Source organism: Neisseria flavescens (assembly GCF_001618065.1).
Taxonomy (GTDB): domain Bacteria; phylum Pseudomonadota; class Gammaproteobacteria; order Burkholderiales; family Neisseriaceae; genus Neisseria; species Neisseria flavescens_A.
Genome location: NZ_LAEI01000055.1, coordinates 1 through 21,234, shown reverse-complemented (window position 1 = coordinate 21,234; position 21,234 = coordinate 1). Strand labels below are relative to the sequence as shown.

The following is a 21,234-nucleotide window of genomic DNA, read 5'->3' as shown; positions in this document are numbered from 1 at the left end:
TTATTTAATAAAAAGGCCGTCTGAAATTTCAGACGGCCTTTGTTTTATCGGCGGTATAAAGCAACCATGGTTTCAGCCGCTTTGACGCAGCTTTCCACATCGGCAACCAGAGCGATGCGGACGTAGCCTTCGCCCGGATTGCCTTGTTCGGTATCGCGGGCGAGGAAGCGGCCGGGCAACACTTGGATAGCGGCTTTCTGCCACAGGTTGCGCGTAAATGCCAAGTCGTCGCCATCAGGAACTTTCAGCCAAATGTAGAACGACGCGTCAGGCAGTTTGACATCGAATGCCTGTTGCAAAATAGGGATGACGCGGTCGAATTTTTCTTGGTAGAGGCGGCGGTTGTCGATGACGTGTTCTTCATCGTTCCAAGCGGCAATGCTGGCGCGTTGGACGGGAATGCTCATCGCGCTGCCGTGGTAGGTGCGGTAGAGCAGGAAGTTTTTGAGCAACTCGGCATCGCCTGCGACAAAGCCGGAACGCAAACCGGGGACGTTGGAGCGTTTGGACAGGCTGGTAAACATAATAATGTTGCGCATGCCGCGTCCTAATTGCGCAGCAGCCTGCAGGCCGCCGATCGGCTTGTTGCCGTCAAAATAGATTTCTGAATAGCATTCGTCAGAGGCAATAACGAAGCCGTATTTGTCTTGCAAATCAAAAATTTCTTTCCAGTCTTCTAATTGCAGGACGCTGCCGCTCGGGTTGTTGGGCGAGCAGACAATCAGGACTTTGGTGCGTTGCCATACGTCTTCGTGCAGGCTGCTCCAATCGGGGTTGAAGCTGGGTGCTGGACAGTTGGCAAAATGGATTTCGCCGCCGCCCAAAATAGTCGCGCCTTCGTAAATTTGATAGAAAGGATTAGGGCTGATAACGACTGGTTTGGGGCCGTCTGAAGCCGGATTTAAAACGGTTTGGATAAAAGAGAACAAAGCTTCCCGGCTGCCCAATACGGGCAGAATTTCATTGTCGGGATTGAGGCTCAAACCATCATAACGGTGGGCAACCCATTCGGCGCAGGCTTGGCGCAGTTCGGGCAGGCCTGCGGTCAGCGGATATTTTTCCAGTTCGTGCAGGGAGGCGGTCAGCGCGTCGGTGATGACTTTGGGCGTAGGGTGTTTCGGCTCGCCAATTTGCAGATGAATGGGCGTCACGCCTTCGGGTGCATCAATGCCTTGCATGGCTTCACGCAGGCGGGCGAAAGGATAGGGTTTGAGATGGTTTAATAATGGGTTCATGATGTTTCTGCCGATAAATTAAGGCAATAATCTTAGCATTTTTTAGATGGATTGGGACAAAAAGGCCGTCTGAAAACAGGGTTTAAATGTTTTCAGACGGCCTTTTGAATATTGATGCGTTTATTTGGCAGGGACGACGGGCAGGGAACCGTTCAAGAGATAATGAATGGTTTCTTGAACCGTACGGATGGCGTTGCCAAACGGCAATGGGTCTTTACCGCGGAAAAACAGGCCTTTATCGACTTCGCCGCGGAATGCCGCGGAAAGTTGGATGTCGATACAGAATTGACCGGCTTTGGCCAAACCGTCGCGCAAACCGCAGCTGGTCAGGCAGTTCAGGCCTTGTGTGCAACGGCGCGGATCGTTTTTGGCATTGGCTTGCAATTTGGCCTCGCGTTTGATGTAGTTGTCGAGGAATTTGGTGCGCACGCCGCGTGCAGGCAAACCGGCAACAGACATGAATTCAACCACTTTTTCGGTTTCCGCACCGGCCAGCGTTTTCTTGAAGTTGATGTGGGCATCGCCTTCTTCGGTCACGGCAAACGCGGTACCGATTTGAACGGCGGACGCTCCCCAGTTTTTCAAGGCTGTTTTGACTTTTTCAAAGTTTGCCATGCCGCCGGCGAGTACCAACGGGATTTTTTCGCTTTCCAAGCCCAAGTTTTTGAATACTTCAAACGTTTCTTCAATAACGCGTTTGAACTCGAATTTGGCATCGTTCACGCCGTCAACGGTTGCCGCACCCAAGTGGCCGGCTGCGTGGGCTGGGTGTTCGATAACGATGGCATCGGGCAAGATGCCTTTTTTCATCCAACGTTTCAAAACGATATTGATACCGCGTGACTCTGACAAAATAGGGAAAAGGGCGACATCTTTGTGGTAGCCCTCGGCCATTTCAGGCAGATCCAAAGGCAAACCTGCACCCATCACAATCGCGTCTGCGCCGGATTCACAGGCCTGACGGACGTAGGCGGCATGGTCTTTTACGGCTTTCATGACGTTGACGGCAATCATGCCTTTGCCTTCTGAATCGGCTTTGGCTTTTTTGATTTCACGGTCAAGCGCGATGCAGTTGAGGCGGGTGTATTTTCTTCGCTGGAATCGATTTTTGATTCGGCCAGCAAATCTTCGTGCAAGTGGCGCAAATCGACGCTGGCGATGGTACCTACGCCGTTTTCGCGCGCAACCGCGCTGGAGAGTTTTGATGCGGAAACGCCTACACCCATACCGCCTTGTACGACGGGAATCAGTGATTTGCCACGGATAATCAATGGGTCAAAGTTGTTTTGCATGGATGCTCCTTCATAGATTCTGGATGGTGCCGTCTGAAATCCTATGAAATGGATTGGATAACGGGCTGATGTGTATATAAATAAGTGTGTTTTCGCCGCCGTTTTTCAGACGGCATGGGGCGTGTTTTTAAAATTTTAGGAATTATACTCTAAGTTAGTGTAAAAATTAGAGTATTAATACAGTTTTTTTGAAGGAAAAATTGAAAAGTCTTGTTAATAAAGGAATAAATTTTATGACAGATTTGGTTGCGGAGAAGAAATTGCAAACAAAATCTACAAAGAAAAAGGCCGTCTGAAATTTCAGACGGCCTTAAGTATGGGAATCAGACAGGTGTCGGATTACATTTGTTTTTTAGCGGCATCAATGGCGCGTTGGTCAGGGTTGATCAAGATTTCAACGCGGCGGTTTTGTGCGCGGCCTTCAACAGTAGCGTTGGAAGCGATTGGTTGACGGGAGCCGTAACCGAAAGTGCTCAAACGGGTGCTGCTTACGCCACGGGATTGCAGGAAGGTGGCAACAGATTCGGCACGGTTGCGAGATAATGGCTCGTTGATGGCGTCGTTACCGGTGTTGTCGGTGTGGCCGTTGATGGTCAAAGTGGTGTCAGGATATTGAACCAAAGTTTGCGCAGCGGCAGACAGGGCGCTTTGAGCATGGCCGCTCAGGGCAGCGCTGCCGGTAGCGAAGGTTACGTTTTCAGGCATAACCAGTTTGATTTGGTTGCCTTGACGTTCAACTTCAATGTTGGTGTTGGCCAGGCTTTGACGCAGTTTTTTCTCTTGGTAGTCCATGTAACCGCCGATACCGGCACCTACTGCACCGCAAGCCAATGCGGAGTTACGCGCGCCTTTGCCGCCGTGGGTCAGCGCACCAACGATGCCGCAAACAGCCGCACCGCCCAAACCGTACATAGCGGTTTTGCTGGCGGATTGTTGGCCGGTAACAGGATCAGTTACACAGCCGGTGAGCGCCAAAGGAATTGCAGTGGCAATAACGGTCAGGGGTTTCAAGAATTTCATGTCGTATCCTCTTTTTAGATGACGGCCCGGGCCGTCTGAAAAAAATGAATAAAAACCGCGTGGGTCATTACGGATTTATGATACCCAATATCCGAAACGCAAAAGAATGGGTTTAACCCGATATTACGAAAATATTTGCCAGTTAACATAATCCTGAAGCATTTCTGCATTTCTCCGACAGTTTGGTCATTTTGCCGCGAAATAACAAGCAAAGTTTTTTACAGTTTCTTCCGTTTTTTATGTTTGCGGCGATACCAGTTGACGAATGCCCATTTCAATCTGACCTTGACATCGTATCCCACCGAGCCCGCACCCAGTATGAGCAAAACGGCGGAAACGGGCAGGGCGAAATGATGGCCGACCAAATGATAACCCCATACGCCAACCACGCCGCCCAGCAAAAACGACAGCATCAAGCCGCTTAAAAGCCACATTTTCGGTTTGTTGACGCGGACGTGCGGCAGGCGCGGATGATGCTGTTTGGAGTAATAAAGCGCGCGTGAAATTTCAATGCCCAAGTCGGTCGCCGTGCCGGTCATGTGGGTGGAACGGATGGCGCCGCCGGAAAGAAGCGTGATAACCGTATTGTGCATACCCATGATAAAACACAATAAAAACAATGCCAAAGACGGCATAATAAAATCAGAGCCGCCAAAATCCCATTCCATCGCGGCAATACCGAACCAACCGAATATCAACAGATAAACTGCTTCCAGCCACATGGAAAACCCAAAGCTGCCACGGAAACGCATCTGCTGCGTCCATAAAATCACCCAGCCCGAATGCGCGGCACCGGCAACAAAACACAACACGCTGATTGTGGCAATAATGGCCACACTCCACTCTTGAAGATACAAAACATCTGCCAACAGCGACATTGAGCCGGTAACATGGGAGGTATAACGTGAGAATGCGAAGTAACCGCCGGCATTAATCGCTCCGGCAAGAAAGGCCATGATGTAGCCCAGCCGTCTGAAACGGGCATCGGAAATATTGTGTTCGTGCAGATACGGGCGATCCGCCTGCCAAAACGGCGGCGTGTGTTGCCTGTGGTGGCGCAATCGGTAGGAGTGGGGCGGTTTGTCAGTGTTCATTGAGTGGGTTTGGAGTTAAACATTCATACAGGGTGTATTTTATATGCAACTGTCTGCTACCAAGAACAAATAATATAAAGTGTTCCTAAGTTGCTACACTTGCTCATTGCAAGATGAGGGCGTACATTAATAGAAAGATATAAACATAAGGAAACATCCGATGAATCCTATCCGTCTGACCTTATTGTTTGGCGCCGTTGCATTGCTTGCCGCCTGTGCCACCACGCCTGAGCAAAAAGCTGCACGCGCCCAAGCGCAGAAACGCTATGAACAGGATCTTCAAGTCAATCTTGCCGCCCAATGCGATCAGGAAACTGCCGCACTGATCCGCCGCAAATTTGACGAAGAAGGCAAACCCGGTGTAGCAACCGCGGAACAAAAAGCCTTCCGCCTCAAATATATCGACAAAGTTTCCGACCCGATGTTCCAAGCCTGCTACAAAATGGCATGGCAAAACTATATTTCCCAAGAACAGCTGCGCGAAGCCCGCTACTATCGCTATTACGACGATTGGGGCTATCCGTTTGGCCGTTATCCTTGGTGGTGGTAAGGTATTAACAAACTTTAGGGCCGTCTGAAAGCATATATTTATTGGTTTCAGACGGCCTAAGGTTTATTGAAACGGCAATAACGTTTACAATAGTCGCCTATTCAAACACAATACCCACCACCCATGAACATCTGGCTTGGACAGCGACACGCGCCCAAATTTCCGCAAGGAGCCGCCGTAACCATCGGCAACTTTGACGGCGTACACCTCGGGCACAAACACATTCTACAGAAGCTCAAACGAGAGGCAGACCAGCGCGGTCTGCCTGTTGTCGTTGTTGTTTTTGAGCCCCAGCCCAAAGAATTTTTTGCGCGCAAAGCCGGGAAAAAGCTGCCTTACCGCATCAGCCCGCTGCGTACCAAATTGCGCCTTTTGCGTGAAACCGGCTGCGTGGATGCCGTTTGGGTCTTGCGTTTTAACCAAGCTTTCTCCGATATGAGCGCACAAGCGTTTATCGACCAACTTTTGCGCCAAACGCTCAACACGCGTTATTTGTTGATTGGTGACGATTTCCGTTTCGGTGCCGGCCGTGAAGGCTGTTTTGAACTCTTGGCACAACAGCCCGATATGCAAACCGAGCGCACGCCGTCCGTTATCGTTGAAGACATCCGTACCAGCAGCACCGCCGTCCGCCAAGCCCTTTCAGACGGCAAGTTGGAATACGCCAAAAGACTGTTGGGCCATGATTACGTGTTAAGCGGAAAGGTCAAACACGGGCAAAAACTCGGCCGCACCATCAACGCGCCTACCGCCAATGTCCAGCTTCCTCCGTATCATTATGCTTTAAGCGGCGTATTTGTCGTTGAAGCAGACGGCACATTCGGCTCGCGCCGAGGCGTTGCCAGCTTTGGTTTTAACCCCACTGTCAGCAACAACCGCTCGCAGAAGCTGGAAGTCCATCTGTTCGATTTCAACGGCGATTTGTACGGACAACGTATCTTCGTCCACTTCCTGCACAAACTGCGTGACGAGAAAAAATTTGAGAGCATCGAAGCATTGAAAACCCAAATTTTGCAAGATATGGAAGATGCGAGGGTTTGGGAAGCATAGAAACGCGTCTAGAAGCTTATAAAATCAAGACAATTGGGCTACAATAAGTCCTTTGAATTTTTTCAGACGGCCTGTTCTTTTCAAAATGAGCAATCAGGCCGTCTGAAACCGAAATACCGCAACAATAGAGATCAAAAAATGACCGATTACAGTAAAACCGTAAACCTGCTCGAGAGCCCGTTTCCAATGCGCGGCAATCTTGCCAAGCGCGAGCCTGCATGGCTGAAAAGCTGGTACGAGCAAAAACGCTACCAAAAACTGCGCAAAATCGCCAAAGGCCGTCCGAAATTCATTCTGCATGACGGCCCTCCGTATGCCAACGGCGACATCCACATCGGTCATGCCGTCAATAAAATTCTCAAAGACATCATTATCCGCAGCAAAACCCAAGCCGGTTTTGATGCGCCTTATGTACCGGGTTGGGACTGCCACGGTTTGCCTATCGAAGTGATGGTAGAAAAACTGCACGGCAAAGACATGCCTAAAGCCCGTTTCCGCGAATTGTGCCGCGAATACGCCGCCGAACAGATTGCCCGTCAGAAAAAAGACTTTATTCGCTTGGGCGTGCTGGGCGACTGGGACAATCCTTACCTGACCATGGATTTCAAAACCGAAGCCGATACCGTGCGTATGCTCGGCGAAATCTACAAATCCGGCTATCTCTACCGCGGCGCGAAACCGGTTCAATTCTGCTTGGACTGCGGCTCTTCCTTGGCTGAAGCCGAAGTGGAATACAAAGACAAAGTATCGCCTGCGATTGATGTTGCCTATCCGTTTAAAGACACTGCCGTGCTTGCCGCCGCATTCGGTTTGTCCGGCATCAAAGGCAAAGCGTTTGCCGTTATCTGGACAACCACGCCTTGGACTTTGCCTGCGAGCCAAGCTGTTTCAGCTGGCGCAGACGTGGTGTATCAACTGATTGATACGCCTAAAGGTAAATTGGTATTGGCCAAAGATTTGGCAGAAGACGCGCTCAAACGTTACGGCTTCGCTTCAGACGACCTGAAAGTATTGGCAGAAACCACAGGCGACAAGCTGGAAAACCTGCACATGAATCATCCGTTCCTCGAACGCGATATTCCCATGCTCAACGGCGAACATGTGACCACCGATGCCGGTACCGGTTTGGTGCATACTGCGCCTGCGCATGGTCTGGAAGACTACACTGTCTGCAATAAATACGGCATCGAGCTTTACAACCCTGTCAACGCCGAAGGCAAATACATCAGCGAAACACCTCGTGTCGCTGGTATGCGCGTTTGGGAAGCCAATCCCGTTATCCTGCAATGGTTGGAAGAAACCGGTAACCTCTTGGCAAGCAGCAAAATCGAACACAGCTACGCCCACTGCTGGCGCCACAAAACGCCGTTGATTTACCGTGCGACCGGCCAATGGTTTGTCGGTATGGACAAAGCAGGTGCTGACGGTAAAACCCTGCGCGACAAAGCCATCAAAGCCGTTGATGACACCGAATTCTTCCCGTCATGGGGTCGTGCGCGTTTGGAAGCCATGATTGAAGGCCGTCCTGACTGGGTGGTTTCGCGCCAACGCTACTGGGGCACGCCGATGACCTTCTTTGTTCACAAAGAAACGGGCGAACTGCATCCGAACTCTGCTGAGCTTTTGGAGAAAGTAGCACAACGCATCGAAGAAAAAGGCATCGAAGCATGGTTCTCTCTTGATAAGAGCGAACTCTTGAGCGCGGAAGATTGCGAAAATTACGACAAACTTTCCGATACCATGGACGTATGGTTCGACTCAGGCTCGACCCATTATTCTGTCTTGAAACAGCGCGAAGAATTAGACTGGCCTGCCGACCTCTACCTCGAAGGCAGCGACCAACACCGCGGCTGGTTCCAATCTTCTATGCTGACCGGTTGCGCTTCATCCATGGGCCGCGCCCCGTACAAACAGCTTCTGACCCACGGTTTCGTGGTTGACCAAAACGGCCGCAAAATGTCGAAATCCATCGGCAACGTCGTTGCACCGCAAGAAGTCTATAACGAATTCGGCGCGGATATCCTGCGCCTGTGGGCGGCATCCACCGATTACAGCGGCGAATTGGCGATTTCCAAAGAAATCCTCAAACGCGTAACTGAAAGCTACCGCCGTATCCGCAATACCTTGAGCTTCTTGTTTGCCAACCTCAGCGACTTCAATCCTATTGAAGATGCCGTGCAGCAGGCAGACATGGTGGAAATCGACCGCTACGCCGTGGTATTGGCACGTCAGTTGCAAGAGCGTCTGGCAGGCGACTTCTATCCTCGCTACGCCTTCCACTTTGCCGTAAAAGACATTGTTTCTTTCTGCTCGGAAGACTTGGGCGCGTTCTACCTCGATATCCTGAAAGACCGCCTCTACACCACCAAAGCAGACAGCCATGCACGCCGCAGCGCGCAAACTGCCCTGTATCACATCACACGCAGTTTGGTTCTGCTGATTGCTCCGATTTTGTGCTTCACCGGCGAGGAAGCATGGGACATCATTGGCGGCGGCGAAGAAGACAGCGTCCTCTTCCACACATGGCATGAGTTCCCGCCCATCAACGAAAAAGCCGAAGCCGAACTGGTGAAAAAATGGACGGCAATCCGCGAAGCCCGCGAAGCCGTAACCGCCGCCATCGAGCCTTTGCGTACAGACAAAACCGTTGGTTCTTCATTGCAAGCAGAAGCTGAAATTACGGCTCCGGAAGAAATTGCCGACTATCTGAACACTTTGGGCGAAGAGTTGCGTTTTGCTTTGCTGGTGTCTAAAGCTGAAGTGAAAGTAGGTAATGAACTTGCTGTAACCGCTAAAGCCAGCGATGGTGAAAAATGCGAACGCTGCTGGCACTACACCCACGATGTAGGCGCAGTTGCAGGCCATGAAACCATCTGTAAACGTTGTGCCGACAACGTTGATGGCAAAGGCGAAGAAAGACATTACGCTTAATTGTTTGGTCTAAGATAAAGGCCGTCTGAAAACTTTGGTAATAGGTTTTCAGACGGCCTTCAGCTATTCTATTGCTAAGTAAAAATTAGCGGGCAGAGCAAGAAGTTTCTACTTTGTTGCCGTATGGGTCAGTGAAGCCGAAGAATGCTTCGCTGCCTTTTTGATGCCATTCAGCGCCTTTGCCGAACAGGCCTTGGTTGGCAACATAGCGTTCACCTGAACCTGCAACGGCAGAAGACAGGGTGGCAACTTTGTCGTCAAGGCGTAATTCAACTTGATCGGTGCTCAGGTTGCGGATTTGTACAGACAGGCCGTTTTCGCAGCTGAATGATTGAACACGGCCGTGGTTGTGCATGTCATGATGTTGGTGGCCATGTTCGTGTGCATGATTGTGCTCATGACGTTGACCATGGTCATGGCGATGGGCTTCAGGTGCGGCACAGGCAGCGAGGCTCATGGCTGCGGCAATTGCAAGCAGGGCTTTTACTTTCATTTTTGACTCCTATGGTCAGTGTTGAAGGAAGAATGTAGCGGCATGTTATAAATATCTTTATGGCTTCACAATAGGGATAACCATTATTTACTTTTTCTTCCTGTTTTTGGGAGTATGGCAGGATTTTTTGTAGTTTTGATATGAATGATTAATGCCGTTTGAAAAAAAGCCGCACTTGCGCTAGAGGTAAACGAAAGTGCGGAAAATTCAGAGAGTTACATTGAAATATGGGTTGGGCCGCTTAACGCTGGCGTGCTTTAAAGCGGGGGTTGCTCTTGCAAATAACGTACACTTTGCCTTTTCGGCGGACAATTTGGCAGTCGCGGTGTCGTTTTTTTGCAGTTTTTAGGGATGAGAGGACTTGCATCATTTATCCTTTCTGAAGGAAGACATCATGGATTGGTAACGTTGGTTGAACTTGCTGGCTCGGCCTTCGATATTGACATTGCGTTGTTTGCCTGTGTACACCGGGTGGGACGCGGAAGAGGTATCAAGTGAGAAGAGGGGATACTCTATGCCGTCTTTCCAAACCATGGTTTTGCCATGGGTATTGGCGCATGAACGGATGAGCCATCCTTGGTCTGCGCCGCTGTCGTAAAACAGGACGGTACGATAGTTGTCCGGGTGGATATTAGGTTTCATTTCTTTCTCCAGTAAATGTTATGGTATAACATTATACTCCTAGAAAAAGAGCAGGCAAGTGTTTTTTGTTTTTCTTTATCACGGGATTGTGGCATTTTGATAAAATATGCGGTTTCAGGCGGCCTTTTTTATGAGGCCGTCTGAAACATTTTGTTTTCTGATGATAGGAATATGATGTATCTGCATAAGGGTTTCAGATTGGGCGGTGCGGTAAGCAAGGTGATGCCGATTGTCCATGTATTGTCCAAGCTGGGGCTGTTGTTTTCATTGCTGTTGGCCGTGCCGACACTGATGTCGTATTTTTATCACGACAGCGCGTTTCTCGTGTTTGCCTATACGGCTTTGACCGTATTGCTGGTGTCGTGTGTAACTTGGGTGCTGACGCTGCGTTTCAACCGTGAGTTGCGGCCGCGTGACGGATTTACCTTGGTATTGATGCTGTGGCTGGCCTTTGCTGTCGTGGCGGCGATGCCGATTTATTTCTATATGCCGTCCATGAGTTTTACCGATGCGTTTTTTGAGGCGATGTCGGGGTTGACGACAACGGGGGCAACAGTGATTTCCGGTTTGGATACGTTGGCACCATCGGTGAATTTTTGGCGACACATGCTCAACTGGCTTGGCGGTATGGGTATTATCGTGCTGGCTGTGGCAATTTTGCCAATGTTGGGCGTGGGGGGGACGCAGCTCTTCAAAGCGGAAATTCCGGGTATGGATAAAGAAAGTAAGATGGCGCCCCGCATTTCGCAAGTGGCCAAACGGCTATGGTTTGCCTATGCGCTGACAACTGCTGCGGCTTTTGTATCCTTGCATATTGCCGGTATGGGTTGGTTTGATGCCTTGTGCCATGCGATGTCGGCAGTGGCCTTGGGCGGTTTTTCGACACATGATGACAGCGTTGCCTATTTTGATTCTGTGGCAGTCGAATGGACGTTGATGTTTTTTACTGTCTGGGGCGGTATCAATTTTGCCAGCCATTTTACTGCGCTGGGCAACCGCTCTTGGCGGGTGTATTGGAAGGATGAAGAATGCCGCACCATGCTGCTGGTTTTGTCGGGCAGTATTTTGATTTCGGCATTGTATCTGTGGCAGCAGGACGTGTACCAAAGCCTTGGCGAAGCTTTGCGCTTTGTCAGCTTCAACTTTGTGTCCATCGGATTGGCAAGCGGTTTCTCCAATGCAGACTTTGCCCAATGGCCGCTGATTGTGTCGTTGTGGATGTTTTTCCTTTCTAACGTGTTGGCAAGCTCAGGCTCTATGGGTGGCGGTATTAAAAATGTACGTGCGTTGGTGTTGTTCAAATTCAGCTTGCGCGAAATGTTGATTTTACTGCACCCGCGTGCGGTTCGTACGGTAAAGGTCAACAACCGTTCTATTCCGGATCGCATGGCGCTGACCGTTATGTCGTTTATCTTTATTTACTTTATGACGGTTATCGTATTCAGCTTTTTGCTGATGGCGGCAGGCTTGGACTTTTTATCCGCATTTACGGCAGTCATTGCCTGTATTACCAATGCAGGGCCGGGTTTAGGTGCAGTTGGTCCGTCGCATAATTATGCCGCGCTGAGCGATGTACAGAAGTGGCTGTGTACGGCTGTGATGTTGTTGGGACGTTTGGAGATTTTTACCGTTTTAATTTTGTTTACTCCGGCATATTGGAAGAAATAAGTGTAGAAAAAGGCCGTCTGAAATTTCAGACGGCCTTTTTATAATGGCTGGGCTTAAGCGTATTGTTTGATCAATTCTTTGAATTGTTCGCCAGTTTCAGGGTGTTTCAAACCATAAGCCACGGTTGCTTCAAGGTAACCCAATTTGCTGCCGCAGTCGTAGCGTTTGCCATCAAACGCATGAGCCAACACAAACTCATGGTCGAGCAGGCGCGCAATACCGTCTGTCAGTTGGATTTCGTTACCGGCGCCGCGGGGCAGGTTGGTCAACAAGTCAAAAATACGCGGAGTCAGGATGTAGCGGCCGACAACTGCGAGGTTTGAAGGTGCTTCTTCCGGTTTTGGTTTTTCAACAATATTGACTACACGTTGATAGCTTTTCAGTTTTTCAACTTCAACGATACCGTAAGAGCCTGTTTGGGAAGGATCGATGGTTTCAACGCCTAAAACGCTGTTGCCGCTTTGGTTATACACGTCAACCATTTGTTTTAGCACGCCTTTAGGCGCATCAATCAAATCATCTGCCAAAATAACGGCAAAAGGCTCATTACCAACGGCAGCCTGCGCGCACAATACGGCATGACCCAAACCCAATGCTTCAGTTTGACGGATGTACATGCAGGTAATGTTGGAAGGCAGGATATCGCGAACGTGCGCCAACAGTTTGTCTTTTTGACGCAATTCCAATTCAGTTTCCAACTCGTATGCTTTGTCGAAGTGGTCTTCGATACTGCGTTTGTTACGGCCGGTGATGAACACCATTTCAGTACAGCCGGCTTCAACCGCTTCTTCAACTGCATATTGAATCAGAGGTTTGTCCACGATAGGCAGCATTTCTTTGGGGCTGGCTTTGGTCGCAGGCAAGAAACGGGTGCCCATACCGGCAACGGGAAAGACGCATTTTTTAATGGGTTTCATATTATTATCCTATTTTAACTGTGGGTTTATACCCAAAAAGTGTAAAGATGTAGTCTCATGTAGCGATGATACCACATGATAAGGGAGCAGTTGGCTTGAAAAGGCGGATTGCTTGTAGATACTGTCTTATCTCAGCAACGTCAGTAATTCTTCTTCGGTTAATATGGCCACGCCCAGCGTTTGGGCTTTTTCCAATTTACTGCCTGCTGCTTCTCCGGCGACAACGTAGTCGGTTTTTTTGGATACGCTGCCGGAAACTTTACCGCCTGCGGCTTCGATTATAGCTTGGGCTTGGTCGCGTTTGAGCGTGGGTAAAGTCCCTGTCAATACAAAGGTTTTACCTGCTACGGCCTCGTTAATGCCGTCTGAAATAGTTTCATCTTGAAGATTAGACAGCGTTTGTGCAAAAAAAGTTTTCATATTTTCAAGCAGGGCTGCGTTTTGCGGTTTACTGCGCCATGTCTGCCAATCGGCAGGCAACGCCTTGTCGGTTTGCAAACCTTCTATGCTTTGTCCGGCAAGCTCCCACAAGGCCAGTGCTTTGGTTTCGCTGATTTTAAAATCGGGCAGGCGGGCAATCCAGCGTTGCGGCTCGGCATGGCGCAACGGCGGGATAGTGACAGCCTGGCTTTGCGGGGCAACACCTACAGCCAGTAGCTCGTCGATCATCGCCTGTTGCGCTTCTTGGGCAAAAAAGTGGGCGATGGAGTGGGCAACCACCGTGCCGATATCGGGCAGGCAGGCGAGGATGGGTTCAGGTGCATGGCGGACGTTTTCTAGTGTGCCGAATGCCTGTGCCAGCGTTTTGGCGGTGCGTTCACCGACGTGACGGATGCCGAGGGCAAAAAGGAAGCGGGCAAGTTCAGGCGTTTTGCTGGCTTCTATGCCTGCAAGGATGTTTTCTGCCCATTTGGTCGGCTGTTTTTTACTGGTTTTGCTAAGCAGGGTATTGCCGCTCTCGCCTTCAAAGTCTTCAATCTCATTGTTTGATGGTTCTTCCTCATTAGCTGACGCTTTATCCGCTGTTTCCTTCATTTTTTGCAGGGTTGGAATATCGAGGCGGTAGAGGTCGGCAAAATGGCGAACGAGGTCTTGTGCTACAAGCTGCTCGATTTGTTTTTGACCGAGTCCGTCGATGTCCATGGCTTTGCGTGAGGCAAAGTGGATTAAACCTTGCGCGCGTTGTGCTTGGCAAAGCATACCGCCGCTGCATCGGGCAACCGCTTCGCCTTCTTCACGTTCGATTTCGCTGTGACAGATAGGGCAATGGGTAGGCAGGCGGTAAGGTTTGTGAAGCGGTTCTGATTGGGTTTCAGAAGGTGTTTTGGCAAACAAATCGTCTTGCAGGCCGTCTGAAACAGCAATGTTGATCTCCTGCATTGGGCGGCGTTCAAAAATTACGCGCACCACCTCGGGAATCACGTCTCCGGCGCGGCGTACGACAACTGTGTCGCCAACGCGCACGTCTTTTCGAGATACTTCGTCCTGATTGTGCAGGGTGGCGTTGGTAACGGTAACGCCGCCGACGAATACGGGTTGCAGGCGGGCAACCGGGGTTACTGCGCCGGTGCGTCCGATTTGTACATCAATGGCTTCGACAATGGTCAATGCTTCTTCGGCAGGGAATTTGTGGGCAATGGCCCAGCGCGGTGCGCGTGAGATGAAACCCAGTTTTTCTTGTTGCGCCAGACTGTTAACTTTGACCACCATACCATCGATTTCGTAGGGCAGAGTAGGGCGTTTTTGCTGCATTTGCTCGTAAAACGCCAATACTTCTTCGATATTTTGGAAACAGCCGAAATTACCATCAGGCAGGCTGAAGCCAAGCTCTTTACAGTAGCTCAACTCTTGCAGGTGTTCTTCTGCGATAAAACCGCCTTGTTGTCGGGCAATGGAATAGGGGAAGAAATGCAGTTTGCGCTGTGCGGTAATGCGCGAATCGAGTTGGCGCAGACTGCCGGCGGCGGCATTACGCGGATTGGCGAAAGGTTTTTGTCCGTTTTCAGCCTGTCGTGCGTTTAAAGCGGCAAAATCGGCTTTGAGCATCAGTACTTCGCCGCGTATTTCGATAAGCTCGGGAATATTTTCTCCATGCAGGCGCAGGGGAATGTTGGATACGGTTTTGACGTTTTGGGTAACGTCTTCGCCTGTGGTGCCGTCGCCGCGCGTTGCCGCTTGAATCAATACGCCGTCGCGGTAGAGCAGGCTGATGGCCAGACCGTCAAATTTAGGTTCGATAACGTATTCTGGTTTTTCTCCGTTCAAACCGCCACGCACGCGCTCATCGAAAGCATACATTTCGGCATGGTCGAACACGCCGTTTTCATCTTGTGGCGAGAAGGCGTTGGTCAGCGACAGCATCGGTACTTCGTGGCTCACTTCGGCAAAGCCTGCCAAAGGCTCACCACCGACGCGCTGGGTCGGGCTGTCGGGCAGTTTAAGCTCGGGGTAGTTTCGCTCCAATGCTTCAAGCTCGCGGAACAATTTGTCGTATTCGGCATCGGGTACGCTGGGCGCGTCTAGGGTGTAGTATTCGTAGGCGTAGCGGTTGAGGAGGTCGGTCAGGTATTTGATACGTTGTGCGGTCGGATTCATTGTGTAATCGGAATAGAGTTTTCAGACGGCCTGATGATAGAGAGGCCGTCTGAAAATCGATGAATATTGAAGATGAAGGGATTTTACCTGAAAAAAGCGGATATGCCGTCATTGCATATCCGCTTTTTGTTTGAGGAAGTTTAAGAGAACAGGCGCAGGGCTTGTTTGCTGCCGGGTTTGAGGCCGACTTTAAGCATTTCTTCCTGACGGGCCAAAACGTAGTTGCGTACGTCTTTGAGCCATTGGGTGGAAACTTCTTCCATTTGGTCGTTAACCAAATCCAAGCTGAGTTGGCCGGAGAGTTTGACTGCCAAGTCCATAAATTTGTCGAAAGTTTTTTCGCCGGCAGGAACATGCGGAATATCCAGCAGCATGCTGAAACCGCGGTAGGCTTGGTTGTCCAGCAAAGTATTGGTAAACGGTTTGTTGTCCAAAGTATGGATGGAGAACAATTGGGGATTGTTGTTATCGCCGAAGTGGAACGCGCCGTCTTCACCGAGTTTGAAGCCTGTATCCTCCACGGCGGCACGCAATTCTACGCCGCTGATGTTGGAATGGGAAACCAAGTGAATAGCGATGGTTTGGTCAACACGCGCACAGAATTGGTCGAGGGCTTGCGCGACTTCGGTGAACGCGTCCAAGTCGGTATGCAAAACTTTGCCGTCCATCAGCTGGGCAAAAGCATCAACCTGTTGGTCGAAGTGTTGCAGCTCTTCACGCGCGGCCAAACCGTTGCGGCTGACAGCCTGAAGGCCCATAACGAAGCCTTGGTAGTAAACGCCCGGAATCGGCTCGGCAACGCGGAAATGGTCGTCCATGGTGCAACCGATGATTTGGAAGCAGTGAGTGCCGGAAAGGCGTGGCAGGGCGTGCAATTCTTGGGCTTGTTTCAGGGAGATGTAGGCCATGTAGTCGAAGCGCGGGTCAAACCAAGGCAACTCGACTTGAGACAATTCGTCCAAGCTGATCAACGGTACTTGTGCCACAGGCTCGGCTGCAGTTTCAACCGGAGCAGAAGCGGCTTCGGCTGGGCTTACGGTAATTTCGTTGTTCAAGCCGATAACGGTGTGTTGGACTTTTTCTTCTGCGGAGAAGTCGTCTTCCACAGTCAGTTCGACATCGGTTTTAAGTTGGGCAGGGTGAGCCAGTTTGGCTTTTGCCGCGTAGATTTCATCTTGCTCTTGCAGGTTGCGCAATGCCTCTTCGTTTTTTTGTTTTTCTTGATAAACAAACCTTGGCCGCCGGTTTCTTTGCTGTCGCGGACGTGCTTGGTTTTGCTGGTCAAAAGTGCATCTTTATCGGAATGGCCGAATTGTTCGCGCACTTGTTTGCGGTATTGGTTTTCCTGGTACATGTTGTAACCGATGACCGCCAAAAGAGCGGCGAGGGCTAAGACGATGAAAATCATGGAGTAATCACTTTTTAAAAAGGCAGCATTCCGTCTTTTTTAGGGTGCGGAATCTTGCTGCATGGGAAGTTCGTTGGAGCCGGACTTTATGCGTCCGAATGAATAGCTGAATTATAACGAAAATAAACGGTTGTGACAGCATTATGTCTGCCAATCGTGGTTCAGGCCGTCTGAAAGTTATCCGCGCCGGATGGGGAAACCTGCTTTTTGAAGGCGTGGCCAATCGAAGAAATTTCCGGGATCGGTTTTCCTGTCCGGCGCGATGTCCTGATGACCGGTAACGGCCTGAATCGGGTAATGTTCGGAAATAGCGGTCAGCAAGGCTTGCAGGCTGGTGTATTGTGCTTCGGTAAAAGGCTCGAAATCGCAGCCTTCCAATTCGATACCGATGGAGAAAGCATTGCATTTTTCTCTGCCTTGAAATGACGATACGCCGGCATGATAGGCCATGTCGTCGCAGGAAACGAATTGGACGGTTTCACCTTTACGGCTGATGAAAAAATGGCTGGAAACGCGCAAGGTATGGATGATGCTGAAAAAAGGATGCTCGTCAGGGTTGATTTGGTTGGTAAACAATTTTTCCACTGCCCCTGTGTTGTACTCAAAAGGAGGGAGGGAAATATTGTGGAGGACAACCAATGAGACGTTTTCATCCGGCTCGCGCGGGCTGAAATTAGGCGAATGAGTTTGGCGTGCATTCAGCCAACGGCCGTTTTGCCAAGTGTTTTTGAAGGAGAATTCATGGTTTCAGACGGCCTTTCGGGATAGGAAAACATACGTTGGGTAAGGTGGCAGGCGTGGTGCGCTTGTTTTCGGTTATACTGTCGCCCGACACGTTCACAAACCAAGAATCCTACCATGCTGAAAAAATTGTTGAAATGGCTGGCCGTATTTTTGACGGCATTTGCCGCCGTGGTTGCCGCATTGTTGTTTGTTCCGAAAAACAACGGCAAACCATACCGTATCACCATTACCAAAAACCAAGGTATCTCTTCCGTCAGCCGCAAACTGGCTCAAGACGGCATTGTTTATAACCGTTATGTTTTAGTAGCCGCCGCATATGTGATGGGCGTACACAACCAACTTAATGCCGGTTCTTACCGCCTGTCTTCCAAAGTATCGGCTTGGGACATTTTAAAACGCATTAAAAAAGGCCGCCCTGATTCGGTCAGCGTACAAATTTTGGAAGGCGCGCGTTTTGCCCAGATGCGCCGTATTATCGACAACACTGCCGACATTGCCCACGATACGCGCGGTTGGAGTGATGAAAAACTGATGGCCGAAGTGGCACCCGATGCCTTGAGCAGCAATCCTGAAGGACAGTTTTTCCCGGATAGTTACGAAATTGATGCCGGCGGCAGCGATCTTCAAATTTACAAAATCGCCTACCGTAAAATGCGGGAAAACCTGCAAGAAGCATGGGACAACCGTCAAAGCGGCCTGCCTTATAAAAATCCGTACGAAATGCTGATTATGGCGAGTCTGATTGAAAAAGAAACCGCACACGAAGACGACCGCGCCCATGTGGCCGCCGTATTCGTCAACCGCCTGAATATCGGCATGCGCCTGCAAACCGACCCGACTGTTATCTATGGCATGGGCGATGCGTATAAAGGCAGAATCCGCAAAGCCGACCTGCAACGCGATACGCCTTACAATACCTACACGCGCAGCGGTTTGACGCCGACGCCGATTGCGCTTCCCGGCAAGGCCGCGCTTGAGGCGGCGGGTCATCCGTCTAATGAAAAATATCTGTATTTCGTCTCAAAAATGGATGGTACGGGTTTGAGCGAGTTCAGCCACAATCTTTCTGAACACAACGCTGCCGTACGCAAATATATTTTGAAGAAATAAACCGAATAGGCCGTCTGAAACATTTATAATCCCTGTTTCAGACGGCCTTTAAATTGACGATATCCATATGAAACCCAGATTTATTACCCTTGATGGTATAGACGGCGCAGGCAAGTCCACCAACCTCGCCGTAATGAAAGCATGGTTTGAGAAACACCAATTGCCCGTATTGTTTACGCGAGAACCGGGAGGTACTCAGGCCGGAGAAGCATTGCGTGAAATCCTGCTCAACCCTGCTACCCAAGTCAGCCTGCGTACTGAAACCCTGCTGATGTTTGCCGCCAGACAGCAACACTTGGAAACCGTCATTCTGCCTGCCCTGAAAAACGGCACACATGTCGTTTCCGACCGCTTTACCGATGCAACGTTTGCCTATCAAGGCGGCGGACGAGGCGTTCCCTTGCAAGATATTGCCACGCTTGAGCATTGGGTGCAGGGCGATTTCCGCCCAGATTTAACCTTGCTCTTGGATGTGCCTTTGGAAGTGTCAATGGCGCGAATCAATCAAACGCGTGAGAAAGACCGCTTTGAACAAGAAGAAGCCGAGTTTTTCAATCGGGTGCGCGAAGTATATCTGCAACGTGCTAACGAACAGCCGGAACGCTATGCCGTCATCGATAGCAGCCAAAGTCTGGACGCAGTAAAAAATCAGATTGAAACCGCGCTAGACAATCATTTTGGATTGAATGTTTAAGTTTAAATAAAATGCCGTCTGAAAGAAGGGTAATGTGGCGAAGAAATATTATTACAGAAGTTTTTAGACATAAAACCAAATAAAACGAAATATCAAAACAAATGTAATAAATATCGGTATGCGCCACTGAAAGAACATGATAAAATTACGGTCCCTTACAAAGCCGGTCTGTTAATAACCCGACTTTAGAAATTTTAAACGTCTGAAGCAGCCTGTTTCAGACTTGTTCGCTGTAAAATCTCTCTCGCAAACAGGATCGATAAATGGAAAATTCATTAAAAGAAGCCGCCCTGCAGTTCCACGAATTCCCCGTGCCGGGCAAAATCTCCGTTACCCCAACCAAATCTTTGGCCACTTCTAAAGACTTGGCGTTGGCGTACTCTCCGGGCGTAGCCGCTCCTTGTATGGAAATCCATGCTGATCCTCAAACTGCCTACAAATACACAGCCAAAGGCAACTTGGTTGCCGTGATTTCCAACGGTACCGCAGTGTTGGGTTTGGGCAACATCGGCGCATTGGCCGGTAAACCTGTAATGGAAGGCAAAGGCGTATTGTTCAAAAAATTCGCCGGCGTTGACGTGTTCGATATTGAAATTGATGAAAAAGACCCGCAAAAACTGGTAGACATCATCGCTTCTTTGGAACCGACTTTCGGCGGTATCAACCTCGAAGACATCAAAGCGCCTGAGTGCTTCTACATCGAACGCGAATTGCGCAAACGTTGCAAAATCCCTGTATTCCACGACGACCAACACGGTACCGCCATCATTACCGCTGCCGCTGTACTGAATGCCTTGCGTTATACCGGCCGCAAAATTGAAGAAGCGACTTTGGTGTGCTCCGGCGCAGGTGCCGCAGCGATTGCTTGCTTGAACCAATTGCTGGATTTGGGTCTGAAACGTGAAAACGTAACTGTCTGCGACTCCAAAGGCGTGATTTACAAAACCCGTGAAGACAAAGACCGTATGGACGAGTCCAAACAGTTCTACGCTATTGAAGATAACGGCCAACGCGTATTGGCTGATGCCGTTAAAGGTAAAGACATCTTCTTGGGTCTGTCCGGTGCAAACCTGCTAACTCCTGAAATGCTGAATACCATGAACGAAAAACCAATCGTGTTCGCTATGGCAAACCCAAATCCGGAAATTCTGCCTCCATTGGCAAAAGAAACCCGTCCGGATGTGGTCATCGGTACTGGCCGTTCAGACTTCCCGAACCAAGTAAACAACGTATTGTGCTTCCCATTCATCTTCCGTGGTGCATTGGATGTCGGCGCGACCACCATCAATGAAGAAATGAAACGCGCCTGCGTGTATGCTTTGGCTGATTTGGCGATGGAAGAGGTAACTGAAGAAGTGGTTGCCGCTTACGGTAAGAAATTTGAATTCGGTGCGGAATACCTGATTCCTACCCCATTCGACTCCCGCCTGTTGCCTCGCGTTGCTACAGCTACTGCTAAAGCAGCAATGGAAAGCGGCGTGGCTACCCGTCCAATCGCTGATTTGGATGCGTATGCTGCTAAACTGGCCGGTTTGAAATTGTAATCCGGTAAGTAGTATTTGATTGAAAATGCCGTCTGAAAGTTGTATTTCAGACGGCATTTTTGTTTGTCGCGTATTTTATAGAGAGTTTAATGAAACGGCTGGAATGATGAACATGGTAAGCTGAGACCTTTGCAAAATAGCCCTTTCCTCAACAGCCGAAGCCCAAAACAGGATTTCGGCTGTTTTCGTTTCAAATATCCACCGATTCTACTCAAATATCCCCTTAATCTCCCTTGGATACCTGATT

16 protein-coding genes and 2 pseudogenes are annotated in these 21,234 nt (G+C 49.8%); 7 read left to right on the top strand and 11 right to left on the bottom strand.

What is annotated here, in order from left to right; translation table 11 throughout:
* Window positions 1-44: 44 nt before the first annotated feature.
* From dapC to TW89_RS08435, 4 genes and pseudogenes are all read right to left on the bottom strand, one after another.
* Window positions 45-1,235 carry a succinyldiaminopimelate transaminase gene (dapC, locus tag TW89_RS08450; protein WP_128581145.1) on the bottom strand — a complete coding sequence of 397 codons (1,191 nt, stop codon included), beginning with the start codon at window positions 1,233-1,235 and terminating at the stop codon, window positions 45-47.
* A gap of 120 nt (window positions 1,236-1,355) precedes the next feature.
* Window positions 1,356-2,527: pseudogene (locus TW89_RS08445) on the bottom strand (NAD(P)H-dependent flavin oxidoreductase).
* Between the two features lie 339 nt (window positions 2,528-2,866).
* Window positions 2,867-3,547 (bottom strand): OmpA family protein, encoded by a 681-nt coding sequence (locus tag TW89_RS08440; protein ID WP_004520099.1) that lies wholly within the window; start codon window positions 3,545-3,547, stop codon window positions 2,867-2,869.
* 218 nt (window positions 3,548-3,765) lie between these two features.
* The gene (locus TW89_RS08435; protein ID WP_128581144.1) at window positions 3,766-4,641 is read right to left on the bottom strand and encodes a YoaK family protein; all 876 of its coding nucleotides are present in this window, start codon (window positions 4,639-4,641) and stop codon (window positions 3,766-3,768) included.
* A 160-nt stretch (window positions 4,642-4,801) separates the two neighbouring features.
* On the opposite strand from TW89_RS08435, the gene TW89_RS08430 reads away from it, so the two are divergent.
* The 3 genes from TW89_RS08430 (at window position 4,802) to ileS (ending at window position 9,172) form a co-directional block, all read left to right on the top strand.
* A complete protein-coding gene (locus TW89_RS08430; RefSeq protein ID WP_004520101.1) occupies window positions 4,802-5,191 on the top strand; it encodes a hypothetical protein in 390 nt (129 codons plus the stop codon).
* Window positions 5,192-5,314: 123 nt separating this feature from the next.
* A complete protein-coding gene (ribF, locus tag TW89_RS08425; protein ID WP_128581143.1) occupies window positions 5,315-6,241 on the top strand; it encodes a bifunctional riboflavin kinase/FAD synthetase in 927 nt (308 codons plus the stop codon).
* A gap of 138 nt (window positions 6,242-6,379) precedes the next feature.
* Window positions 6,380-9,172, top strand: a complete 2,793-nt coding sequence (gene ileS / locus TW89_RS08420) for an isoleucine--tRNA ligase (RefSeq protein ID WP_128581142.1) — start codon at window positions 6,380-6,382, stop codon at window positions 9,170-9,172.
* Window positions 9,173-9,257: 85 nt separating this feature from the next.
* Here ileS and TW89_RS08415 read toward each other — a convergent pair whose 3' ends face one another.
* The 3 genes from TW89_RS08415 to TW89_RS08405 form a co-directional block, all read right to left on the bottom strand.
* A complete protein-coding gene (locus tag TW89_RS08415; protein WP_128581141.1) occupies window positions 9,258-9,665 on the bottom strand; it encodes an MliC family protein in 408 nt (135 codons plus the stop codon).
* A 241-nt stretch (window positions 9,666-9,906) separates the two neighbouring features.
* The gene (gene ykgO, locus TW89_RS08410) at window positions 9,907-10,032 is read right to left on the bottom strand and encodes a type B 50S ribosomal protein L36 (protein ID WP_003685279.1); all 126 of its coding nucleotides are present in this window, start codon (window positions 10,030-10,032) and stop codon (window positions 9,907-9,909) included.
* The gene (locus TW89_RS08405; protein WP_128581140.1) at window positions 10,032-10,307 is read right to left on the bottom strand and encodes a type B 50S ribosomal protein L31; all 276 of its coding nucleotides are present in this window, start codon (window positions 10,305-10,307) and stop codon (window positions 10,032-10,034) included. The genes ykgO and TW89_RS08405 overlap by 1 nt, the downstream gene beginning before the upstream one ends.
* A 171-nt stretch (window positions 10,308-10,478) precedes the next feature.
* Between TW89_RS08405 and TW89_RS08400 the strand changes: the two genes are divergently transcribed.
* On the top strand, window positions 10,479-11,975 hold the full coding sequence (locus tag TW89_RS08400) for a TrkH family potassium uptake protein (protein WP_128581139.1): 1,497 nt from the start codon (window positions 10,479-10,481) through the stop codon (window positions 11,973-11,975).
* Between the two features lie 53 nt (window positions 11,976-12,028).
* Here the strand turns inward: TW89_RS08400 and galU are convergent, their stop codons facing one another.
* The 4 genes and pseudogenes from galU to ampD all read right to left on the bottom strand — a co-directional run bounded on the left by galU (window position 12,029) and on the right by ampD (window position 17,597).
* On the bottom strand, window positions 12,029-12,892 hold the full coding sequence (gene galU, locus TW89_RS08395) for a UTP--glucose-1-phosphate uridylyltransferase GalU (protein WP_128581138.1): 864 nt from the start codon (window positions 12,890-12,892) through the stop codon (window positions 12,029-12,031).
* Window positions 12,893-13,018: 126 nt separating this feature from the next.
* Window positions 13,019-15,487: an NAD-dependent DNA ligase LigA gene (gene ligA / locus TW89_RS08390; protein WP_128581137.1), complete on the bottom strand. Its 2,469-nt coding sequence runs from the start codon at window positions 15,485-15,487 to the stop codon at window positions 13,019-13,021.
* Window positions 15,488-15,627: 140 nt separating this feature from the next.
* A pseudogene (locus TW89_RS08385) lies at window positions 15,628-16,895 on the bottom strand (cell division protein ZipA C-terminal FtsZ-binding domain-containing protein).
* A gap of 177 nt (window positions 16,896-17,072) precedes the next feature.
* Window positions 17,073-17,597 carry a 1,6-anhydro-N-acetylmuramyl-L-alanine amidase AmpD gene (ampD, locus tag TW89_RS08380; RefSeq protein WP_128581136.1) on the bottom strand — a complete coding sequence of 175 codons (525 nt, stop codon included), beginning with the start codon at window positions 17,595-17,597 and terminating at the stop codon, window positions 17,073-17,075.
* Window positions 17,598-17,753: 156 nt separating this feature from the next.
* Here ampD and mltG point away from each other — a divergent pair, with 156 nt between their 5' ends.
* The 3 genes from mltG to TW89_RS08365 all read left to right on the top strand — a co-directional run bounded on the left by mltG (window position 17,754) and on the right by TW89_RS08365 (window position 20,987).
* On the top strand, window positions 17,754-18,749 hold the full coding sequence (gene mltG / locus TW89_RS08375) for an endolytic transglycosylase MltG (protein WP_128581135.1): 996 nt from the start codon (window positions 17,754-17,756) through the stop codon (window positions 18,747-18,749).
* Window positions 18,750-18,816: 67 nt separating this feature from the next.
* Window positions 18,817-19,443, top strand: coding sequence for a dTMP kinase (gene tmk / locus TW89_RS08370; protein ID WP_128581134.1), 627 nt, complete (start codon window positions 18,817-18,819; stop codon window positions 19,441-19,443).
* Between the two features lie 263 nt (window positions 19,444-19,706).
* Window positions 19,707-20,987: a malic enzyme-like NAD(P)-binding protein gene (locus TW89_RS08365; protein ID WP_004520118.1), complete on the top strand. Its 1,281-nt coding sequence runs from the start codon at window positions 19,707-19,709 to the stop codon at window positions 20,985-20,987.
* Window positions 20,988-21,234: the final 247 nt, after the last annotated feature.

Bases quoted from the DNA above. Each gene is read 5' to 3' on its own strand.
- dapC (WP_128581145.1), bottom strand. From the start codon at position 1,235: ATGAACCCATTATTAAACCATCTCAAACCCTATCCTTTCGCCCGCCTG.
- TW89_RS08440 (WP_004520099.1), bottom strand. From the start codon at position 3,547: ATGAAATTCTTGAAACCCCTGACCGTTATTGCCACTGCAATTCCTTTG.
- TW89_RS08435 (WP_128581144.1), bottom strand. From the start codon at position 4,641: ATGAACACTGACAAACCGCCCCACTCCTACCGATTGCGCCACCACAGG.
- TW89_RS08430 (WP_004520101.1), top strand. From the start codon at position 4,802: ATGAATCCTATCCGTCTGACCTTATTGTTTGGCGCCGTTGCATTGCTT.
- ribF (WP_128581143.1), top strand. From the start codon at position 5,315: ATGAACATCTGGCTTGGACAGCGACACGCGCCCAAATTTCCGCAAGGA.
- ileS (WP_128581142.1), top strand. From the start codon at position 6,380: ATGACCGATTACAGTAAAACCGTAAACCTGCTCGAGAGCCCGTTTCCA.
- TW89_RS08415 (WP_128581141.1), bottom strand. From the start codon at position 9,665: ATGAAAGTAAAAGCCCTGCTTGCAATTGCCGCAGCCATGAGCCTCGCT.
- ykgO (WP_003685279.1), bottom strand. From the start codon at position 10,032: ATGCAAGTCCTCTCATCCCTAAAAACTGCAAAAAAACGACACCGCGAC.
- TW89_RS08405 (WP_128581140.1), bottom strand. From the start codon at position 10,307: ATGAAACCTAATATCCACCCGGACAACTATCGTACCGTCCTGTTTTAC.
- TW89_RS08400 (WP_128581139.1), top strand. From the start codon at position 10,479: ATGATGTATCTGCATAAGGGTTTCAGATTGGGCGGTGCGGTAAGCAAG.
- galU (WP_128581138.1), bottom strand. From the start codon at position 12,892: ATGAAACCCATTAAAAAATGCGTCTTTCCCGTTGCCGGTATGGGCACC.
- ligA (WP_128581137.1), bottom strand. From the start codon at position 15,487: ATGAATCCGACCGCACAACGTATCAAATACCTGACCGACCTCCTCAAC.
- mltG (WP_128581135.1), top strand. From the start codon at position 17,754: ATGCTGAAAAAATTGTTGAAATGGCTGGCCGTATTTTTGACGGCATTT.
- tmk (WP_128581134.1), top strand. From the start codon at position 18,817: ATGAAACCCAGATTTATTACCCTTGATGGTATAGACGGCGCAGGCAAG.
- TW89_RS08365 (WP_004520118.1), top strand. From the start codon at position 19,707: ATGGAAAATTCATTAAAAGAAGCCGCCCTGCAGTTCCACGAATTCCCC.